Source organism: Archangium sp. (assembly GCF_045802675.1).
Taxonomy (GTDB): domain Bacteria; phylum Myxococcota; class Myxococcia; order Myxococcales; family Myxococcaceae; genus Archangium.
Map to the genome: position 1 here is coordinate 51,390 of NZ_JBJMQO010000055.1, position 18,759 is coordinate 70,148.

Here is an 18,759-nt window from a genome sequence, read left to right on the forward strand (position 1 = left end):
CAATCTCCTGGGTCTGGCCTAATGGAAATGTTTCACTGCCACGATGCTGACGCTGTTGCGGACGTTGGGCCGCTCGACCGACCCCCCGCGCTCCGGTTGCAGGCCCAGGTTGCCGTTGTAGTAGATCTCCAAACACACGGGGAAGGTCTCGCCCGTTTTGGGATGCCGAAGCTGGGTGAAGCGGCCGTAGATCCGGTCCTTCGTCGGGAAGATCTCCCCGGAGAGGACAACATGATCCGGAAGGTCTCCCCAGGGTCCGATGGACTCCGCTTCAATGGGCCCCCGTGTCACGCGTGCCGAGGAGGCGGGCATGGGAGCGAAAAGCGCCCCGTGCCACTCGCCAACGCCGATACCGAATCGCTCGAACGTCTCTTGTGCTCCGGGCGGACAATCCGCTGGGGAAGGCTGGCGCAGCTCCGGGCCACTCGCACAGGCGGAGCCGGCAGTGCAGCTGACGGCAACCAGGGTACGGAGTGTCTTGGAATTCTTCTTCATCGGTGGGTCCTCGCTGTGCGTCGCACTGGCGACGGGCGCGGGGGTGGGTGACTTCGGAGGTCCCGCGCTGGGCGCAACGTCTCCCGTCAGCTTCACTGACGCCAATTCCTGGCGAGGGTTTGCCTGCTGCGATGGGGAGGGGATCCGTGACTCCAAACGTTGGGCGAGCACAGCGAACCCCACCAGCGCCGCGACAAGAACGAGCCCCACGAGCAGCCTTCGCAAGGGGGTCTGGGCTTCAGGGTCAGCGGGGGCGGGCGATGGGTTCTTGTCGCGACGGCCTCCTGTAAAGAGCGGCGCACGCCAGGACCTGTCGGCCCGAGCCCACTCCTCCGACAGGGCCGCCGCGAGCGCCTTCGCATCCGCGTACCGGGCCTCGGGGTCCTTCTCCAGCAGCCGCATGCACACGTCCCCGAGGGTCTGCGGCACACTCGGGTTGAGCTCATGGGGGGCCAGAGGGGTCTCCTCAAGAACTGCGCGCACCATCCCCGGCTCGTGGCGATCCCCGAATGGAAGGGTGCGCGTCAGCAGTTCGTAGGTGATGACGCCCAGCGCCCACAGGTCATCCGCTGGCTTGAACGGGTAGGGCTCGCCCTCCCACTCGCGCGCGAAGCGCCACGCCTCGGGGCTGCGGTACTCCGCGGTGCCGGGAGGTAGCAGCTGCGTCAGGCGCGGCGCTCCCTCGAGACCCGCCGCGCCGAAGTCCACCAGCACCGGCTGCCCATCCGTATCGCGCACGAGGATATTGGCATCCTTGAGGTCTCGGTGCACGACTCCGGCCGCGTGAACGTCCGCCAGGGTGAGGGCCAACGGCAGCAGCACCTGCATCACCAGCTCGAGCGCGGAGGGGTTCTCTTCCCGCGCCCACTGGTCAAGCGGACGGCCCTCGACCCACTCCAGCGCCAGTACCAGGAAGCGGGGTTGCTCCTCCGGCCAGAAGCCATACCCGTGGAAACACACCACGTTCGGGTGTCGCATCAGGCGCAGGGCCTCGACCTCACGATCACCCCGAGGCTCGATGGGCACCAGCTTGATGGCAAAGGGGCACCCTCCGCGCTTCGCCCGGTACACCGTTCCGAAGCTGCCAGAGGCAAGCAGCCCCTCAATGGTGAAGCCGGCCACCTCCGTGCCAGGAGCCAACCCCCAGGGCAATCCACCCCTCGCCTGTTCGCCGCTTCCGTCGAGCATCCGGCCTGCCTCCGAAAGTTCAGGAGGCTACCAGACGGATGGTGGGCGCCCCCAGACCCAAGAAGTTGGGCTGGTGGTTTGTGAGCAGGACCGGCGGCGCCTCCTATTCCAGACTGCTTTCATTGCTACAGCCTGGCCAGGAAGCTCTCGAGCACCGCGTTGAACTTCTCCGGCTGTTCCTGGTTGGGCAGGTGGGCGGCGTCGGGAATCACTTCCAGCCGCGCCCCCGAGATCAGGTCCGCCAGCTGCTTCGCCTTCTCCAGGGGCGTCACCGGATCCTTCTCGCCCACCACGACCAGAGCGGGGCCTGCGTAGCGCGCGAGGATGTCTTTACTGTCCGGCCGCATCGCCATGCCCCGCTGTGCCGCCGCGAGGCCCGCGGGCGTGGCCGAGCGCATCATCGCCGCCACCTCGCGCCCCGCCTCCGAGTCCGGTGCCGCCACCACCTTCGGCAGCAGTGCTCGCACCACCGCCTCGGGCCCCTCCCGCAGCGCCTCCTGCGCCGAGGCCTCGCGCCGGGCACGTCCCGCCTCGTCGTCCGCCGTGGCCTGCGTGTCCACCAGCACGAGCCCTCGCACGCGCCCCGCGTCCTCGCGCAGCAGTGCCATGCTCGCGTACCCGCCCATGGACACTCCGCCCACCACCGCCGAGTCCACCTTCAGCGCGTCCAGCAGCGCCAGCGCGTCCTGGGCGATGCGCGACATCTCCGTGGGGCCCTCGCCGAGCCCGCTCCGCCCGAAGCCGCGCACGTCCGGGATGATGAAGCGGTAGCGCCCCGACAGCGCCTTCACCTGCTTCTCATAGGCATCCCCGTTCAGCGGGAACGCGTGGAACAGCAGCACCGGCAGCCCGCGGCCTTCGTCGCGGTAGTGCAGGGGAACGCCGTCGATGGTGATGGTGAGCATGGGCTCCTCCAGGTTCTCAAATCCACCGCTTGCTCTTGAACCAGAACATCAGTCCCACGGGCAATCCGATCACCGATACCAGCATCAGCCAGAAGAAGCCCCGGTGTGTCAGGAGATCGAAGTTCTGCCCGAAGAAACCCGTGATGAATGACAGTGGCAGGAAGATGGTCGCGAAGATGGTGAGCTGCTTGGTGATGTCATTCGTCCGGTTGGCCACCATGGACAGGTAGCCGTCCATCACGTTGCCCAGCAAGTCGCGCCCCGCGTCGATCTGCTCGTACAGCCGCACCAGGTGGTCATACACGTCGCGGAAGTACAGCGCCGTGCGCTCGCCCACGTTGGGGATGCCCCGCTTGGCCAGGAAGCCCAGCACGTCCCTCTGCGGTGACAGCACCCGCCGCAGCGTCACCAGCGCCCGCTTCATCTCGAAGATGCGCTGGAGTTGCCCCGGCTGTGGGTTCTCGAAGACGGCGGACTCCAGGTCCTCCAGCTCCTCGTTGAAGCTGTCGAGGATGGGGAAGTTCCGGTCCACCGCCGCGTCCGCCATCAGGTACAGCAGGAAGTCCACCCCGCGCGCGATCGTCGCCTGGGGCTCGCTGAGCACCCGCTTCCGCACCGCGTCCAGTCCCTCGAAGGCCAGCTCGTGGACGCTGATGATCCAGTCCGGCCCCAGGAAGAAGTGGTGCTCGTGCATCGTGAGATCGCACACGTTGCCCGCCTGCGAGGTGAAGCCCTGCAGCACGATGAACTGGTGGTTCGGGTACTCCTCCAGCTTGGGCCGTTGGTCCAGGTGGAGGCAGTCCTCGATGGCCAGCTTGTGCAATCCGTAGCGTTCCCCGAGCCGCTGCATCAGCTCCTCCGTGGGCTGGAGGACGTCGAGCCACTTGGGGCCGGGTTGGTCGAGCAGCTCCTCGCCGCCGGCGAGGACCTTGCCTTCATTCAAGAGCAGAACCTGGAGCATGCGAACGCGTGCTTAGATCGCACCCACCATGAAGTCGAGCACCCGGCTCCATACTCCCCGGAACTGGACGCCGCGGAAGTGCGAGCCGGACTCGAGCCAGCCCACGTAATCGGGCGGCTCGTCGAAGTGGCCCATGACATCCAGGTGGTCGGCGGTGACGGCGGAGAGGACCTGGCCCCAGACCTGCGAGCGGGTGGGGACGATGCCATCGCTCCGGGAGCGGTACCCCTCGCCGAAGGCCGCTCGGAGCGCCTGCGCCTGCTCCGGACGCGGGTCGGGCGTGCGGAGCTCCCGTGAGTCGGGCGCGCTCTTCTTGTGGAGGAACGACCAGACGCCGTAGATGGCCTGGGGCTCGGGGTCCATCATCCGCAGCGACACCATGTCGCCCAGCCCCGGGTCGTCCTTGCCGGTGATGACCTGGAGCAGGACCTTGAGGCTCGGGGGCGGCGCGCCGGTGATGACCGAGCCATAGCGCACATTCGGTTGATCCACCGTCTCGCGGTTGAAGCCCTCCATGCGGCCCGGCGTCAGGTCCTCGATGAGGGATTGATCCTTGCCCACCTGGGAGAGGAACTCCTCGAGCGTGGCCTGCTCGGTGGGCGTCAGGTGCGCCAGCAGGCGGGTGACCTTGTCGGCCACCGTGTCCTGGAGGCCGAGCTGATGGCCCGCCTGGCTCAGCGAGTAGAAGAGGCGGAAGGCCAGGAACGTCATCGGCCGAGAGCCCCGCCGCAGGGCGAACACGGTGAAGAGCCACAGCAGGCGCAGCAGCATCTCGCCCCGCTTGTCCTGCTGGAAGAAGCCGGCCAGGGGCGTGCCGTGGTGCGGCGTGGCCACCGACACCACCGTGCGCACGCGGCGCAGCAGCTCGGGCGCCTCGCGGGGCATCCACGTCGACACCACGCCCCGTGCGTCCAGCCCTCCCGTCGAGTGCCCCACGAGGTGCAGGAGCGCGTCATCCCTCGAGGCCGTCTCCTGGATGACCCGCAGCACCCTCCGCGCCCGCACCCCCAGGTTGGCCGTGGGATGCGAGGTCACCGCCTCCACCTCCACCTCGTGGCCGCGCTGCTGGAAGCCCTCGACGAGCAGCTCCCGTACGTGCTCGAAGTAGACGATCCGCTCGGCCGGTTTCTCTCCCATATGGGTGAAACCGAAGAAACCGGGGAGGAGGTACACGCGGTGTCTGGCCATCGGGGCAGTGTAGGAGGGTGCCCGGCCCTCGCAAGGAGAAGTGCCGGGATCCGCACGCTCGGGGAAGCGAAGTTCGCGACGCGCCGCACCGGAGCCGGTAGAGTGGCCGGGCCTTGGACGCCGCTACGCCTTCACCCGCTCTCCCCCCCAAGCTCGAAGAGCTGCTTCACTCGCTGACGGATCGCGCCTTCGCCGAGCGCCTGCGCAAGGTGTACGGCGCCGCGAGCCAGGCCATTGGCCGGCTGAGCGATCTGGATCTGCTCCAGTACGAGACCGCCCACGTGGACGACAGCCCGGACCTGTCCCTGTGGGAGGAGATGGCGCCCGTCATCCGCGACACGGTGATGGACGTCAACGCGCTGCTCAACGTGGTGCGCGAGCAGTTCGCGACGCGGCCGGCGGGGGCGGCGGGTTCCGGGGCGCCCCTGGCGGCCACCGTGGAGGCGCGGCGGGCCAAGGACGCCTCCGAGCTGCTCCTTGGCTGGATGCAGCAACTGGCCCAGGGCGTCACCCAGCTCGGCGAGACGATGCGCAACCCCGCCGTCGTGTCGGACCGCTGGATGCTGCTGGCGGAGATCCAACGGCTGCGCGAGCGCTTCCGTGAGCAGATCGGCAACCTCGTCTTCGAGTCCGCCAGTGCCTTCGGGCCGGTGACGCGCCAGCAGGTGGTGCCCGGGCACGAGGCGGAGGTGAAGGCGGCGGTGATGGTGCGAGCCATTGTCGCGGACCTGTCGCGCATCGTCTCGGCGCGGATGTCCAAGGTGCGCGAGGCCGAGCCCGAGGACGTGCAGTGGAACGCCCAGCAATTGCAGACGGAGCTGGATGCCTTCGGACGCACGGCGGCCTACAAGAACCTGCGCGCGCAGGACAAGCGGCACATCATCGAGATCCGCGTCCGGGTGGGGCAGCTGGCCATCCAGGACGCGCCCCAGAAGTCCGAGGTGCTCTCGGCGGTGGAGGAGCTGGACACCTTCGTGCGCTCGCTCTCCAGCGTGAACCAGCGGCAGCTGCTCATCACCCATGATCGCGAGGTGTGGGCGGCCTGTGGCGTGCGGCTGGAGCGGGCCGTGGGGTTGTGGGGCTCGGATCCGGCGGGGGCGGCGAAGGCCCTGGCCGAGGCGGCCGCCAGTGCCCAGTCCCTCTACGGGAGGGATCCGCGGCTCGATGGTTTCCTGCGCAAGGCGCGCAAGCAGCCGCTGGCCCAGCTCTCGGGCCCCGACCTGCGCGCCGCCGTCGAGACGCTCCAGTCCCTGCTGGCGGGACTGGACCTCCAGTAACTCACGTGCGCGCGTCGGGAGCGGGCGCCTCGGGAGTGGGCTCGAGCTGTTGAGCGGCGGCCGGGTTGGCGAGCACCGCGCGGGCGCGCTCCAGGTCCAGGCTGCCCTCCCACTTGGAGACCACCAGCGTGGCCACCGCGTTGCCCACCAGGTTGGTGAGGGCGCGCACCTCGGACATGAAGCGGTCCACGCCCAGCAGCAGCACCAGGCCGGCCACGGGGATGCGGCCGGTGGCCGACAGCGTCGCCGCGAGCGTGATGAAGCCTCCGCCCGTGACGGCCGCGGCCCCCTTGGAGGTGAGCAGCAGCACCGCGAGCAGCGCCAGCTCCTCGCCCAGGGAGATGTGCGTCCCGGTGGCCTGGGCCACGAAGAGCGAGGCCAGCGTGAGGTAGATGGACGTGCCGTCCAGGTTGAACGAGTAGCCCATGGGCACCACGAGCCCCACCACGCTCTTGGGGCAGCCCAGCGCCTCCATTTTCACCAGCAGGCGGGGGAGGGCGGATTCGGAGGAGGAGGTGCCCAGCACGAGCAGCAGCTCGTCGCGCAGGTAGCGCAGCAGCCGGAGCAGTCCCACGCCCGTCCAGCGCGCGATGGGCCCGAGCACGATGAACACGAAGAGCAGCGCGGTGCCGTAGAAGGTGCCGATGAGCTGTCCCAGGCCGACCAGCGTGCCCACGCCGTACTTGCCCACGGTGAAGGCGATGGCGCCGAACGCTCCGAGCGGGGCCAGCCGCATGATGAGGCCCACCATGCCGAAGAGCAGGTGGCCCACTTTGTCCAGCGCGTGGACGATTCCCTCGCCCGCCTTGCCCATCTTCGAGAGTGCCACGCTGGTGAGCACCGCCACGAGCAGGATCTGGAGGATGTCTCCCTTGGTGAACGGGTCCACCAGGGAGGAGGGGATGAGGTTGAAGAGGAAGTCCACCGTGGTGAGGGACTTGCTCGCGGTGGTGTAGCCTTCGATCGCCTTCGCATCCAGGCGCGAGACGTCGACCGAGAGGCCGGAGCCGGGCTGGACGAGCTCGCCCACGAGCAGGCCGATGGCGAGCGCGCCCGTGGTGACGACCTCGAAGTAGAGGAAGGCCTTGAGCCCCACGCGGCCCACGCGCTTGAGGTCCCCCATCTTGGCGATGCCCGTCACCACCGTGGTGAACACCACCGGGGCCACCATCATCTTGATGAGCTTGATGAAGCCGTCGCCGAGCGGCTTGAGCGATTCGCCCGCGTGGGGCCAGAAGTGTCCGAGCAGTGCTCCGAGCACCACCGCCACCAGCACCTGCACATAGAGGTTCTTGAGCCACCCGAGTCGCATGTCTCCCCATTCTAGTTCGGTTTCTTCGCGCCGCCCTTCGCGCTTACCTGAGAAGAATCCAGGCGGGATCCCGAGCACGCTGAAGACAGGTTGCGCTGAACGGCCCCTGGGAGGCAGTGGCTCCCGGGGGTTTCGTTTTGCGGGAGAGCCCTTCCCGTGGAGCCGGGAACGGTGTAGGTGCGGCGGACCGTATGGTTTCCCCCCGCCCCTTGCGCGACGCGGACCTCTCCTGGGTGGAAGGGGTCTTCACCGATGTCGACGGCACGCTGACCACCTCGCACCGGTTGCGCTCGAGCACCGTGCGGGCGCTCGAGCGCCTGGCGGATGCGGGGCTCAAGCTCGTGCTGGTAACCGGACGTCCGGCGGGCTGGGCCGAGGCCTGGGCGCGCACGCTGCCGGTGGACGGCGTGGTCGCGGAGAACGGTGGCCTGTTCTTCCTGCGAGGGGCCGGAGGAAAGCTGCGCAAGGTGTACGCCGAGTCCCCGCGCGTCCGGGTCGCGAACCGGAGGCGGTTGGAGGCGGAGGTGGCGGCGGTGCTGCGGGAAGTGCCCGGGGCGCGCCTGTCCATGGACAGCGCCTACACCGAGGTGGACCTCGCGGTGGACTACAACGAGGAGGCGCGGCTGGGCGAGCAGGGGGCCGGGCGGATCGAAGCGTTGCTGCGGGCGCGAGGGGTGACGGCGGTGCGCTCGTCGGTGCACGTGAACTGCTGGCTGGGCCGGTTCGACAAGCGCTCCGCGGTGCGCCGCCTCCTGAAGCTCGCGTGGGGGCTGCGGCTGGAGCCGGGGGATCCGCGCTTCGTGTATGCCGGGGATAGTTTCAACGATGCCCCGATGTTTGGAGAGTTCGCCCTGAGTGTCGGGGTGGCCAATGTGCGGCGGGTGCTGGATCGCATCGACACGCCGCCGGCCTTCATCACCCGGGCGGAGGAGGGGCGGGGCTTCGAGGAGCTGGCCCGCGCCATTCTCGCCCAACGGGGCCGTAAGGCCCCTCGTCGAGGAGTCAGAGCGTGAACGTCGTCAAGCTGGAGCTTGCCCCGGGGCTGGGCCGTCACCTGCGAGCGGGACACCCGTGGGTCTTCCGCAAGGCGCTGGAGAAGGTGCCGAAGATTCCTCCGGGCAGCGTGGTGGACCTGGCCGAGAACGGGAAGTTCGTGGCGCGCGGGTATTTCGATCCGCACTCGGCCATCGCGGTGCGCGTGCTGACGCGCAATCCGCGGCAGAGCATCGACGCGGCCTTCTTCGCGCAGCGGGTGAAGCAGTCGCTGGCCGAGCGGCGCTCGCTGATTGATTTGAAGGACACCGACAGCTTCCGGTTGATTCACGGCGAGGGCGATGGGCTGCCGGGCGTGGTGGTGGACCTGTACGGCCCGTACGCGGTGATGAAGCTGTACTCGGCGGGGCTCACGCCGTACCGGGGGCTCATCGTCGAGGCGCTGAAGGCGGCGGTGCCGGAACTCAAGGGCATCATCGGCCGGGACGAGGTGGGCCGGGACGACGTGGACGAGGACGAGGGCCGGGGCTCGGGGCGGATGTTGTGGGGCGAGAAGGCGCCGGAGGTGCTGGAGATCCTCGAGCGGGGCGCGAAGTTCGGCGTGGACGCGTGGCGGGGGCAGAAGACGGGTTTCTTCCTGGATCAGCGGGAGAACCGCTACCTCATCCGGCGGCTGGCGCAGGGGAGGGACGTGCTCAACTGCTTCTGCTTCAGCGGCGGGTTCTCGGTGAACGCGGCGCTGGGCGGGGCCAAGAGCGTGTTCTCGGTGGACCTGGATCCAGACGCGATCGCCCTGGCGCGCGAGAACTTCACGCGCAACGGGCTGCCGGCGGAGAAGCACGACTTCCTGGCGGCGGACGTGTTCAAGCTGCTGGCGTCCTTCCGCGAGGAGGGAAGGACGTTCGATCTGATCATCCTGGACCCGCCGGCGTTCGCGAAGAGCCAGCGGGCGGTGCAGGCGGCGATCGACGGGTACGCGTCGTTGAACCGTCAGGCGTTGGGGCTGCTGCGGCCGGGAGGGCTGTTGGCGACGGCATCGTGCTCGGCGCGCGTGGGCCCGGACGACTTCCTGGGCGCGGTGAAGGAAGCGGCCTTCAAGGCGGGAGTGGATCTGGCGATGGTGGAGGAGCGCTACCAGCCGCCGGACCATCCGATCCGGCTCCAGTTCCCCGAGGGCCGCTACCTGAAGTTCTACGTGATGCTGGCGGTGTAACGGGCGCTGGCTTCACGCGCTCTCACCTGCGCGTGACGAGCTCCGGGCAATGCCCCTCCGCGTCAGTGGGGAGGGGCGGGCCCGTTGTTCGCGGAGCTTCGCGTTTCAGCGCTTGAACACGCGCGAGGCCACGCGGTCCATCACCTCGTTGCCCCACACGAGGCTCGCCTGGGTGAGGCGCTGCATGTCCGCCTTGAAGGCGGTATCCGGCGGCACCGTGGAGTAGGTGCGGCTCAGGAAGAGGCTCTTGTTCTCGGGCTCGTAGTCCACCGCGCCACCGCCGGTGTCCGTGCCGGACTTCTCCTCGGCGCGGAAGCCCTCGAGGACTCCGGGCTTGGGCGGGTCGCGGAACTTGTAGATGAGGGCGCTCGTCTCCAGCGCCTGCTTGTCCGTGTGGTACTCGAAATAGAGCTGAGCGTCGCCGAGCACCGCTCCACCGAATCCCTGCGGGTTGAGGCCTTCGCTCGACTGCCCGTGGGACTTCATGAACGTCTGCACCAGGCGCTGTGCTTCTTCGCGAGTCATGGGTCCTCCGCCTCCAGGAGGCGTCGTTCGTCCAGGGGAACGTTAGCAGCAGCGCGCCCGGCATCGCGAGGAATGCGCGAAGGGGAAGCGCCGTGTCGTGCCGCCGGGTGACCGCAGGAGTGGGGGTGTGCCACCCCATGTCGGAGGTGGGTGCTAGGAAGGCCTGAAGGGAAGGGGTTGGGGGAGGGATGGGCGATGGTGCGGAAGGCGTGGGAGAACCTGGCGGCAGCGCGTGTGCTTCTGGACGTTGAGGATCCGTGTCCCAATGCGGCGGCCTCGCGGGCCTACTACGCGGCCTACCATGCGTGCTGGTACGCGATGAACGAGGCGGGTATACCTACTCCAGAAGTCAGGTCGGGTGTATATTACTTCTTGCATGAGCCCCTGGCCTACGAGGCCCGTAGGGCGGGAGTGCTCGACGACCGGGGGAGCCAGGAACTGTTCGACCTGCGTGAGCTCCGGATCGCCGCGGACTATCTGGAGGAAGACGTGACCGTTGAGGAGGCAAGGGAAGCGCTGGAGGCGGCCGCGGTCATCGTCCGGCATGTGCTGGGGGAGGAGCCGACATGGTGAACGAGCGGGAGGACATCCGCCGTCGGGTGAGGGAGATCGTCGGGAATCGGCCGGTGCGATGGACGGATCATCGGACCACGAAAGGGGACTTTCCGGGTCGGGATTGGTCCCTGGAGGTCTTCGATGTGCCCTCCTCCGAGCGGCGAGAGCTCATCCACCGTCTCTGGGGACTGCTGACGGGGCTCTGGGAGGAGAAGCGCCTGGCGCTCACCGTCCTCTTCCACACGCCCGAGAACACGGACCGGTACTACGCCTGGGTCCGTGAGGAGCACGCGGCGGAAATGGCGGGAACGACCTGACATGCGATACCTGGGAACCGGAGTGGTGCTCACCGTGCTCGCCGGTTGTGGGGGCGGTGAGGAGCTGCGTCGCTACCACGTGGCGGTGGACCCCGGGCCCCTCTCGGCGCTCGCGGACTCCTGCTACCGCGGGGGGACACCTCCCTCGCCGCGCGTGGAGGAGCACAATCTCTATCGCGACTTCATCTGGACCGTCTGGGAGGCCGGAAGCGCCGACCGCGCCTTTCTCGAGCTGGAATCGCCCGAGGGAGGCTGGCGGCTGGGGGATGCGCCGCCGGTGGCGCTCTCGGGGGCCATCGCGGGCACTGGGGATTCCTTCTCGGCCGAGCGGGTGCAGGTGGCGGCCGACGGCAAGGTGCTGGAGTCCACCGCCCTGCGCATCGTCTTCGAGGACCGGGACACCGTCTCCAAGGGCGTGGTGGAGCTCAAATCGAGCTGCGCCTCGTGCGCGGGGGGCAGCCCCCTGTCCTGTGAGGCCCGGCTGGCGTTCACTGCCCGGGAGGAAGTGCTCCAGGAGTGAAGCGCGCGGACACGCTCCGCGCTAATCTCCCGGCCCTCATGGTTCTCAAAGGTCAGTTCCTCGAGCGCTCCACGCTCATCCCCCTGGGCTCCGAGGTGATGGAAGGCGTGGCGCACCGGGGCGACGAGCGTCCTCCGCTGCTCGTGCTCCCGCCCCGTCCCGAGGACGGTGGAGGCATGGATCACGTCATCGGGGCCGAGCTGGCCTTCGCGGCGGCCTCGGCCGGCCACCCCACGCTGCGCTTCAACTACCGCGGCGTCGGGGGCAGTCAGGGCGAGCGGGGCTCGGGCGAGGCGCTGGTCGAGGATGCCGGGGCCGCCCTGACGGTGGTGCTGGAGAACGCCCCATCGCCCGCGGCGGCGGTGGCCGCGCTGCACGGGAGTGCCCGGGTCGCGCTCGAGCTCCGGGCGCGCCATCCCGAGGTGGCCGGCCTGTGCCTGGTGAGCCCCCGGGCGGTGACGGCGCGGGAGTTGGCCGGGCTCGGGCGGGGGTTGCTGGTGGTGGTGGGCGAGCTGGACTCCACCCTGTCCCGGGCGGAGCTCGCCCAGGCGGTGGACGCGGCGGGTGGCGTGCTGGAGGTCGTGGAAGGCGCCGGGGCCAATTTCCACCACGCCTTGCCCCTGGTGGGAAAAGCCGTTCGCGCCTGGCTGAAGATGCTGTCCGGAAAATGAGCAGATGTTTCGTAACCCGTTGATTTGACGAAGGTTCCTCGTCCCGGAGGGAGCTTGCCCGCCGGGAGGGGCGTCGAACAGACTTGATCCAGACCCAATCGTTCCGCCGTTCGTTCGTATGGGTCGTCATAAGGAGCGCCCATGCCCATGAAGCGTTGGACCCTGGCAACCGCGGTGCTGTCCCTGGTGGTGGCGGGGGCGGCCTGCAGGTCGTCCCCGGAGTCCGAGGAGGAGCAGGCGGAGCAGCAGGCCCCCACGGTGGACACCTCGCGGCGGGAGGTGGCCGAGGAGGAGCCCGGTGGCATCGTCGTGGACTTCAAGGATGGTACCTCCAAGGCCGAGTTCGACGCCTGGGAGGCCGAGTGGGGCGTGGACCTCGAGTTCAACTCCGTGGAGGGCGAGCACTCGGGCGTGACGATTGCCCGGGGCGTGGAGGACGTGGACGCGGTGCTCGAGCGCATCCGCCAGAACCCGGCCGTCGAGTCCGCCGAGCCGCTGCGCGTGTACTCGGTGCCTCCCGGTGAGGAGGCCGTATCCGGGCTGGACTCCTCGCTCGAGGAGACGAGCAAGGACGGCTACACGCCGAATGATCCGGACTACCCCAAGCAGTGGAACCTCCGGATGATCCACATGCCCACCGCCTGGCAGCGCAGCCATGGCAAGGGCGTGGTGGTGGCGGTGCTGGACACGGGCATCGCCTACGAGGACTCCGACGACTTCAAGCAGGTGCCGGACCTCAAGGGCACGAAGTTCAAGAAGGGCTACGACTTCGTCAACGACGACGAGCACGCCAACGACGACCACGGGCATGGCACGCACGTGGCGGGCACCATCGCGCAGGCGACCAACAACGGCGAGGGTGTTGCGGGCGTGGCCTTCGAGGCGACGCTGATGCCGGTGAAGGTGCTCAACCACTTCGGCTCCGGCACGTCGGCGGACATCGCCGAGGCCATCCGCTTCGCGGCGGACAACGGCGCCAACGTCATCAACATGTCCCTGGGCGGTGGCGGCTACTCGAAGGTGATGGCCGACGCGGTGGAGTACGCGCGCAAGAAGGGCGTCACCGTGGTGGCCGCGGCCGGTAACGCCGGGCGCGCGCGCGTGGAGTTCCCGGCGGCCTACCCGGGTGCGGTGGCCGTGGCGGCGGTGGGCCCCAATGGCTCGCGCGCTCCGTACTCGTCCTACGGCAAGGAGCTGGACATCGCGGCCCCCGGTGGTGACAAGCGCCAGGGCGACGCGGGCGGCATCCTGCAGAACACCATCGACCCGAGGAACGTGTCGCGCTCCGTCTACGCGGCCTACCAGGGCACGAGCATGGCCACCCCGCACGTGGCGGCCGTGGCGGCGCTGCTGTACGCCGAGGGCGCCAGCGGGCCGGACGAGGTGGAGAAGGCCCTCTACGCGGGTGCGAAGCGGGTGGGGGACCAGGCCTGGACGGAGGAGTACGGGCACGGGCTGCTGGACGCCGAGGCCTCGCTGAAGGCGCTCGGGGGCGGGGCCTCGCGCTGGCCGTCCATGTGGTGGGCCCTGGCCCTGCTGGCGCTGGTGCTGCTGACGATGCGCGGGCGCGAGCGTCCGGGCTACCTCAACGTCCTCGTGCGGCCGGCCTTCCTCGTGCCGCTGGTGCTGGCCACGGTGGGCGTGTTCTTCGCCCGCTCGTGGTTCGGCGGCGCCTCGGGCGTGGCCGGCGACGTGGTCAACGTGGCCTCCCTGCCCATCCCCGACTGGCAGCGCATCATCTTCGGCCGCGGCAAGCTGGCCAACCCGCTCTTCTACAGCTCGCTCATCCCGCTGCTGCTGTCCTTCCTGGCCATCAAGTTCCGGGGGCTGCGCTCGGCCATCGGCGGGCTCGCGCTGGGCTTCGCGGGCTTCCTCACCTACGCCGCCTGGAGCAACGCGCCCGCGCTGGCGTGGATGCCCTTCCACTTCCTCGCCATGCCCTGGCTGGTGATCAACACGTTCATCTGCCTCATCATCGCGCGGGCCATGCTGCGCAAGGAGTCGGCGGCATGAAGCTCACCGGACGCGTGGTGTATCGGGATCTCGAGGGCGGCGTCTGGGTGCTGGAAGGGGATGATGGGCGCACCTACCAGCTCGCCGGCGGCGACCGGAAGATCAAGAAGGACGGCCAGCGGATCGAAGCCGAGGGCGACGTGGCCCGCGACATGCTAACGGCCGCCATGGTGGGCCCCGTGTTCAACGTGGCCACCTACCGCTTCCTCTGACGTACGCGAGCCCGGCTCCGGATGCGTCTCTCCCTCGTCTCGGGGGAGGGAGCCGGAGCTGGGCTCTCTCTTTTTCTGGCGCACCACCGGGAGCCGTGGCCCCTCAGGGGCTCGCCTTGGGGGGACGCACCATCCGCTCCAGCAGGTGCTCGAGCGCCTTCGCCGGCTCCTCACACAGGCCCGAGTGGACGGGGCCCGTCTGGAGCATCGTGCTGCGCGGCGCCACCAGCCAGTGGAAGCGCTCCTTCTGCGGCAGCTGTCCGATGGGCCCCGCGGCCTTGCCTCCCGCGCAGACGCGGGGAATGGCCGCCAGGTGGCCTCGTAGCAGCTCCACGTCCGCGTCCGGCGCGAGCGCCAGCAGCCGCCGCTCGTCCAGCTCCACCCGCGCATCGAGGAAACGCCGGGTGAGGCAGTAGAGGATGACACCCGCGTTGATGAACTCCTCGCGCTCCACGCGCGGCACCACGCGGATGATGGCGTAGTCAAACGAGCTGTGCGCGGGCACGCTGTGCCTCCTCGATGAACGCGGGTGCCGCCTCCAGGCGCTTCAGCAGGTACGAGGCATACGCTTCCCGGTGCTCCGTCACCGTCGCGAAGCGGGGCTCCACCGCCGGGCCCAGCCAGGCCTCGGGCACGCATGCCACGACGCGCTGGATGACCTCCGGCGTGAGCCGCTCGCGCAGGGCCTGCTCCGCGCCGGGCAGCTCCGAGGCCCAGGGCAGCAGCACATGGTCCTTCACCGCCGGAAAGCGGCTCTGGCTGCGCTCCAGGTAGTCGTCCCAGGCGTGGTGGAAGTACAGGGACGCGCCGTGGTCGATGAGCCACAGCGCCTTGTGCCAGCTGAGCATGTTCGGGTTCTTCGGCGTGCGGTCCACGTTCGTCACGTAGGCGTCGAAGCACACGATGGCCGAGGCCTCCGCCGCCTGCGGTGCCGGGCCCACCGTCGGATCGAACGTGATGGAGCCCGGCAGGTAGTCCATGCCCAGGTTGATGCCGCCGCTCGCCTTGATCAGATCGCGGATCTCCCCGTCCGGCTCGGCGCGGCCCAGGGTGGGATCCAGCTGCAGCAGCACGAGCTCCGGCACCCTCAATCCCATGGCCCGGGCCAGCTCGCCCGAGACGACCTCGGCCACGAGCGCCTTGATGCCCTGGCCCGCGCCCCGGAACTTCAGGACATACAGGCCCGAGTCCTCCGCCTCGACGATGGCGGGCATCGAGCCGCCCTCGCGCAAGGGCGTGACGTAGCGTGTCGCGTGGATTGTTCTCATCGGTGGTTCCTCACCCCCGTCTTCGCCTGGATGGAGCGGGGGGAATACACGGTCAACGCCCGCCGGGCTTGTTTTGTTTGGATTGCCTCGCGCGCTCCTGGACGTACTCCTGGAGGGGAACCTGACCCCGGCGGGCGCGCACCCGGAGCTCGTACAGGGCCTCCCGCTCGGCGTGCAGCGCGTCCGGCGCTTTCTCGGGGACGGGGGCCAGGGGGTAGCGCGTGTCGACCCGGCTCAGCTGCACCCCCAGGGGATCCAGGGTCACGTAGGCGCCCAGGGACAGCGCCGCGGCGGCCACCCAGGGGAGCGCCCGTCCGAGCAGCCTCGGCGCGGGCTCCAGGTGGACGGGGGGCTCGGGGGCCTCCACCACCGCCGCTGGACGGCGAGGCCCCAGCAGGCCCGGGAAGCGGCGCGTGGCGGTCAGCAGCACCCACAGCGCTCCGCCACAGCCGAGCGCGAACAGCAGGAAGAACCGCAGCTCCCGCTGGCTGGGGGGGCCCTCGGGGGACTCGAGCTCCTTCGCGCTGAAGAACACCACCGTGGACACGAGGTTGTTGGCCGCATGCGCGAGGATGCCGGGCCACAGCGAGCCGGTGCGCAGCAGCAGCCAGCCGAACAGCACTCCGAGCTCCAGGCGGGCCAGGAAGCCCACCGGATCCAGGTGGAAGATGCTGAAGACGGCCGCGGAGATGACCAGCGCCTTCAGGGGTGGATCCCCGCGTGCCTTGAGGCCCTGGAAGAAGAGGCCCCGGAAGAAGAACTCCTCGCAGACCGGCGCGCCGATCGTCACGCTGGCCACGATGACGGCCATCTCCACCGCCGACTGGCCGCGGAAGATGTCCGCCACGTCGTAGATCTCCCGCCACGCCTTGGGCATCAGCGATTGGGAGACGTATTGGATGGGCGCGACGATGGCGAAGAAGTTGAGCACGCCCAGGGCGAACCCGAGGCCCACCGGCGCCAGGCCCGGAAACGTCAGGCCGGCGTAGTGCACCGGGCTCCTCCCGGTGGCGCGCAGCACGTACCAGGTCAGGCCGAAGAAGACGAAGACCTGGGTGAACCAGATGCCGAAGGCCACGCCGAGGGGCTGCACCAGAAGCCCTGCGGTGAGGAAGGCCACGAACATGCCCATCGCGGAGATCACCGCCACGGCGCGCGGCTTCAGGGGATGGGACCCGGGAGGTTGTGGGGGACGGGGATTGGCGTCTTCCACCGGCGTTCTCCGGCTGCGAGAGAGGTGCTCGAAACACGAGGTACCGGAACGAGGCGCTTCTATAATGCCCGGACTTTGGCTCGCTTCCGTCGAATCGTTCTGCGTCGTGCGGGTGCGCTGGCGGCGCTGCTGGTGCCGGGAGCGGCCGGCGCGTCCGCGTTCCAGCTCGAGGCCCGCACCGAGGCGCAGGTGTACCAGATCCGTGCCTGGAGGGACTCGGCTCCCGACGAGCCGGTGCTGCTGCCACGCCGGAGGATCGTCCAGTACCTGGGGCTCAACGGGTACGAGCTCGTTACCGGGCAGGACGTGGGCTTCGAGTCCAGTCTGCGCGTCTTCGCCGACTTCGGCCTGCCGCGCGGCGAGGCGATGAAGATCGACGGGTTGCGCTCGGAGGACGCGGACCTGCTCTACGCCTTCGTGCGCTACGGGAGCAACGGACTCGAGGGCCGGCTGGGGCGGCAGGTCTACGTGGACGTCGGGGACATCCTGGCCTTCGATGGCCTGCGCGTGCGCTACATGAGCCCGGTGGGCGTGGGCGCCGAGGTGTACGGGGGGCTGTGGGTGAAGGGGGCGGGGGTGCTGGCCTCGTCGGTGTACCAGCCCGACGGGACGCGCGAGAGCGACTCGCGGCGCCTGGAGCAGGGCGTGGCGGGAGCGGACCCGGCGCTGTCCTCCCCCGAGCCCATGTACGGCGCGAAGCTGCTGCTGGAGGGCCCCGGTGTCCTGTCGGGCCTGTCCGGTGCGCTGGGCTACCGCCGGGCCCTGGTGGAGGGGAAGACGGACCTCGAGCGCGCGACGCTGGAGGCGCGGTATGGGCGGGGGCTCGGGGTGAACGCGGTGGCGGGCGTGGACCTCGATGTGCTGCGGATGCGGCTCGCACAGGCCCGGGCGCAGGTGCGGTGGGACGCAGAGCGGTTCGCGGTGAGTGGCGAGGCGCTGCGGCTCTCGCCCGTCTTCTCCGCGGACTCCATCTGGTACTGGTTCGCCTCGGCGCCTCGGGACGAGGCGCGGGTGCGCGTGGACGTCTTCCCGCGAGGCCCGCTGCGCTACTACGTGCAGGGCGTGGGCAGCCTGTACCACACGGAGCTCAACAGCGGTCTCGCGCTGGCCGCGGCGGCGAACGAGCCCGGAGGCGCTCCGTCCTTCACCGCGGGAGGCTCGGCGGGCGCGTCGCTGCGAGCGGGCCGCTTCCGCTCGGCGCTGGATGTGTCGTACCGGCGCGGCTACGGGGGCTCGCAGCTCTGGGCGGATCTCACCGCGGGCTACGGCTTCGGGGATGGGCGCTTCTCCCTGGACGGGCGGCTCTCGGCGGCGCACATCGACGATGGCTTCAACCCGCTGCTGGCGGGCAACTTCTTCGGCGCGCAGCTGTGGGCCAGCCAGGCGCTGACCCGGGCCGCGCGCATGTCCCTGGTGCTCGAGCAGAACGTGAACCCGTACACCCGCTGGGACTCCAAGGTGTTCTTCCTCTTTGATGTGAAGGCGGTGCTGTAGATGGAGCGCCGGTACCGGACAGCCCTGGGCCTCGTCGCCCTGTCGCTCGTGGTGGCGGGCATCACCTGGGCGGCCACGGCCCGCGAGCGCAGCCTCGCCATCTACCCGGCCCAGCACATCCCCCTGCGCTTCGACCACCAGCAGCACCTGGCCGCGGGCGCCGAGTGCGTCACCTGCCATGACTCCATCCGGGCCAGTGAAGCCGTGAAGGAGCGCAACCTCCCGGGCCACGCGGAGTGCGAGTCCTGTCACGACCTCGAAGCGGCGAAGAAGGGCGAGAAGACGGACCCTCCCGCGAGCTGCAACACGTGCCATCCGGGGTTCGATGCCACGGTGCGCCTGGCGCCGCCGAAGGTGGACGTGCCGCCGGGCAACCTGCGCTTCAGCCACAAGGTGCACGTGGAAAAGAAGGTGGAGTGCACCACGTGTCATGGCGCCA

General features: G+C 69.4%; 20 protein-coding genes. 11 read left to right on the top strand and 9 right to left on the bottom strand.

Annotated features, from left to right (window positions below):
• Positions 1–18 precede the first annotated feature (18 nt).
• The 4 genes from ACJ8AN_RS16825 to ACJ8AN_RS16840 form a co-directional block, all read right to left on the bottom strand.
• Positions 19–1,683: a serine/threonine protein kinase gene (locus ACJ8AN_RS16825; RefSeq protein WP_407756384.1), complete on the bottom strand. Its 1,665-nt coding sequence runs from the start codon at positions 1,681–1,683 to the stop codon at positions 19–21.
• A gap of 125 nt (positions 1,684–1,808) precedes the next feature.
• Positions 1,809–2,588 carry an alpha/beta fold hydrolase gene (locus ACJ8AN_RS16830; RefSeq protein ID WP_407756385.1) on the bottom strand — a complete coding sequence of 260 codons (780 nt, stop codon included), beginning with the start codon at positions 2,586–2,588 and terminating at the stop codon, positions 1,809–1,811.
• A 16-nt stretch (positions 2,589–2,604) separates the two neighbouring features.
• A complete protein-coding gene (corA, locus tag ACJ8AN_RS16835; protein WP_407756386.1) occupies positions 2,605–3,549 on the bottom strand; it encodes a magnesium/cobalt transporter CorA in 945 nt (314 codons plus the stop codon).
• Positions 3,550–3,561: 12 nt separating this feature from the next.
• Positions 3,562–4,686, bottom strand: a complete 1,125-nt coding sequence (locus ACJ8AN_RS16840) for a lipase family alpha/beta hydrolase (RefSeq protein WP_407756387.1) — start codon at positions 4,684–4,686, stop codon at positions 3,562–3,564.
• A 164-nt stretch (positions 4,687–4,850) separates the two neighbouring features.
• On the opposite strand from ACJ8AN_RS16840, the gene ACJ8AN_RS16845 reads away from it, so the two are divergent.
• Positions 4,851–6,014, top strand: coding sequence for a hypothetical protein (locus tag ACJ8AN_RS16845; protein WP_407756388.1), 1,164 nt, complete (start codon positions 4,851–4,853; stop codon positions 6,012–6,014).
• 1 nt (position 6,015) lies between these two features.
• Here ACJ8AN_RS16845 and dctA read toward each other — a convergent pair whose 3' ends face one another.
• Entirely contained in the window at positions 6,016–7,326 is a 1,311-nt protein-coding gene (gene dctA / locus ACJ8AN_RS16850; RefSeq protein WP_407756389.1) for a C4-dicarboxylate transporter DctA, read from the bottom strand.
• A 191-nt stretch (positions 7,327–7,517) separates the two neighbouring features.
• Between dctA and ACJ8AN_RS16855 the strand changes: the two genes are divergently transcribed.
• Together ACJ8AN_RS16855 and ACJ8AN_RS16860 are read left to right on the top strand one after the other, a co-directional pair.
• A complete protein-coding gene (locus ACJ8AN_RS16855; protein WP_407756390.1) occupies positions 7,518–8,339 on the top strand; it encodes an HAD-IIB family hydrolase in 822 nt (273 codons plus the stop codon).
• Complete coding sequence (locus ACJ8AN_RS16860) at positions 8,336–9,532, top strand: class I SAM-dependent rRNA methyltransferase (protein ID WP_407756391.1); 1,197 nt, start codon at positions 8,336–8,338, stop codon at positions 9,530–9,532. The genes ACJ8AN_RS16855 and ACJ8AN_RS16860 overlap by 4 nt, the downstream gene beginning before the upstream one ends.
• A 105-nt stretch (positions 9,533–9,637) precedes the next feature.
• On the opposite strand, the gene ACJ8AN_RS16865 is transcribed toward ACJ8AN_RS16860, so the two are convergent.
• The gene (locus ACJ8AN_RS16865) at positions 9,638–10,057 is read right to left on the bottom strand and encodes a hypothetical protein (RefSeq protein ID WP_407756392.1); all 420 of its coding nucleotides are present in this window, start codon (positions 10,055–10,057) and stop codon (positions 9,638–9,640) included.
• Between the two features lie 195 nt (positions 10,058–10,252).
• Between ACJ8AN_RS16865 and ACJ8AN_RS16870 the strand changes: the two genes are divergently transcribed.
• The 6 genes from ACJ8AN_RS16870 to ACJ8AN_RS16895 all read left to right on the top strand — a co-directional run bounded on the left by ACJ8AN_RS16870 (position 10,253) and on the right by ACJ8AN_RS16895 (position 14,345).
• Complete coding sequence (locus tag ACJ8AN_RS16870; RefSeq protein ID WP_407756393.1) at positions 10,253–10,630, top strand: HEPN domain-containing protein; 378 nt, start codon at positions 10,253–10,255, stop codon at positions 10,628–10,630.
• Positions 10,624–10,929 (top strand): hypothetical protein, encoded by a 306-nt coding sequence (locus ACJ8AN_RS16875; RefSeq protein ID WP_407756394.1) that lies wholly within the window; start codon positions 10,624–10,626, stop codon positions 10,927–10,929. The genes ACJ8AN_RS16870 and ACJ8AN_RS16875 overlap by 7 nt, the downstream gene beginning before the upstream one ends.
• Before the next feature lies 1 nt (position 10,930).
• Positions 10,931–11,449, top strand: coding sequence for a hypothetical protein (locus ACJ8AN_RS16880; protein WP_407756395.1), 519 nt, complete (start codon positions 10,931–10,933; stop codon positions 11,447–11,449).
• Positions 11,450–11,487: 38 nt separating this feature from the next.
• On the top strand, positions 11,488–12,120 hold the full coding sequence (locus tag ACJ8AN_RS16885) for an alpha/beta hydrolase (protein ID WP_407756396.1): 633 nt from the start codon (positions 11,488–11,490) through the stop codon (positions 12,118–12,120).
• A gap of 141 nt (positions 12,121–12,261) precedes the next feature.
• Complete coding sequence (locus tag ACJ8AN_RS16890; protein WP_407756397.1) at positions 12,262–14,133, top strand: S8 family serine peptidase; 1,872 nt, start codon at positions 12,262–12,264, stop codon at positions 14,131–14,133.
• Positions 14,130–14,345 (top strand): DUF5818 domain-containing protein, encoded by a 216-nt coding sequence (locus ACJ8AN_RS16895; RefSeq protein ID WP_407756398.1) that lies wholly within the window; start codon positions 14,130–14,132, stop codon positions 14,343–14,345. Before ACJ8AN_RS16890 ends, ACJ8AN_RS16895 begins: the two co-directional genes overlap by 4 nt.
• A gap of 103 nt (positions 14,346–14,448) precedes the next feature.
• Here ACJ8AN_RS16895 and ACJ8AN_RS16900 read toward each other — a convergent pair whose 3' ends face one another.
• The 3 genes from ACJ8AN_RS16900 to ACJ8AN_RS16910 are packed head-to-tail and all read right to left on the bottom strand — an operon-like array spanning position 14,449 to position 16,763.
• The gene (locus ACJ8AN_RS16900) at positions 14,449–14,850 is read right to left on the bottom strand and encodes a DUF3037 domain-containing protein (protein ID WP_407756399.1); all 402 of its coding nucleotides are present in this window, start codon (positions 14,848–14,850) and stop codon (positions 14,449–14,451) included.
• The gene (locus ACJ8AN_RS16905) at positions 14,828–15,613 is read right to left on the bottom strand and encodes a HipA family kinase (RefSeq protein ID WP_407756400.1); all 786 of its coding nucleotides are present in this window, start codon (positions 15,611–15,613) and stop codon (positions 14,828–14,830) included. The genes ACJ8AN_RS16900 and ACJ8AN_RS16905 overlap by 23 nt, the downstream gene beginning before the upstream one ends.
• Positions 15,614–15,665: 52 nt before the next feature.
• On the bottom strand, positions 15,666–16,763 hold the full coding sequence (locus ACJ8AN_RS16910) for a type II CAAX prenyl endopeptidase Rce1 family protein (protein WP_407756401.1): 1,098 nt from the start codon (positions 16,761–16,763) through the stop codon (positions 15,666–15,668).
• Positions 16,764–16,901: 138 nt separating this feature from the next.
• Here ACJ8AN_RS16910 and ACJ8AN_RS16915 point away from each other — a divergent pair, with 138 nt between their 5' ends.
• Entirely contained in the window at positions 16,902–18,320 is a 1,419-nt protein-coding gene (locus ACJ8AN_RS16915; protein WP_407756402.1) for a hypothetical protein, read from the top strand.
• The coding region (locus ACJ8AN_RS16920) for a cytochrome c3 family protein (protein WP_407756403.1) at positions 18,321–18,759 on the top strand (439 nt) is incomplete at its 3' end.

Bases quoted from the DNA above. Each gene is read 5' to 3' on its own strand.
- ACJ8AN_RS16905 (WP_407756400.1), bottom strand. From the start codon at position 15,613: ATGAGAACAATCCACGCGACACGCTACGTCACGCCCTTGCGCGAGGGC.
- ACJ8AN_RS16840 (WP_407756387.1), bottom strand. From the start codon at position 4,686: ATGGGAGAGAAACCGGCCGAGCGGATCGTCTACTTCGAGCACGTACGG.
- ACJ8AN_RS16865 (WP_407756392.1), bottom strand. From the start codon at position 10,057: ATGACTCGCGAAGAAGCACAGCGCCTGGTGCAGACGTTCATGAAGTCC.
- ACJ8AN_RS16880 (WP_407756395.1), top strand. From the start codon at position 10,931: ATGCGATACCTGGGAACCGGAGTGGTGCTCACCGTGCTCGCCGGTTGT.
- ACJ8AN_RS16855 (WP_407756390.1), top strand. From the start codon at position 7,518: ATGGTTTCCCCCCGCCCCTTGCGCGACGCGGACCTCTCCTGGGTGGAA.
- ACJ8AN_RS16885 (WP_407756396.1), top strand. From the start codon at position 11,488: ATGGTTCTCAAAGGTCAGTTCCTCGAGCGCTCCACGCTCATCCCCCTG.
- ACJ8AN_RS16870 (WP_407756393.1), top strand. From the start codon at position 10,253: ATGGTGCGGAAGGCGTGGGAGAACCTGGCGGCAGCGCGTGTGCTTCTG.
- ACJ8AN_RS16825 (WP_407756384.1), bottom strand. From the start codon at position 1,683: ATGCTCGACGGAAGCGGCGAACAGGCGAGGGGTGGATTGCCCTGGGGG.
- corA (WP_407756386.1), bottom strand. From the start codon at position 3,549: ATGCTCCAGGTTCTGCTCTTGAATGAAGGCAAGGTCCTCGCCGGCGGC.
- ACJ8AN_RS16830 (WP_407756385.1), bottom strand. From the start codon at position 2,588: ATGCTCACCATCACCATCGACGGCGTTCCCCTGCACTACCGCGACGAA.
- ACJ8AN_RS16895 (WP_407756398.1), top strand. From the start codon at position 14,130: ATGAAGCTCACCGGACGCGTGGTGTATCGGGATCTCGAGGGCGGCGTC.
- dctA (WP_407756389.1), bottom strand. From the start codon at position 7,326: ATGCGACTCGGGTGGCTCAAGAACCTCTATGTGCAGGTGCTGGTGGCG.
- ACJ8AN_RS16890 (WP_407756397.1), top strand. From the start codon at position 12,262: ATGCCCATGAAGCGTTGGACCCTGGCAACCGCGGTGCTGTCCCTGGTG.
- ACJ8AN_RS16875 (WP_407756394.1), top strand. From the start codon at position 10,624: ATGGTGAACGAGCGGGAGGACATCCGCCGTCGGGTGAGGGAGATCGTC.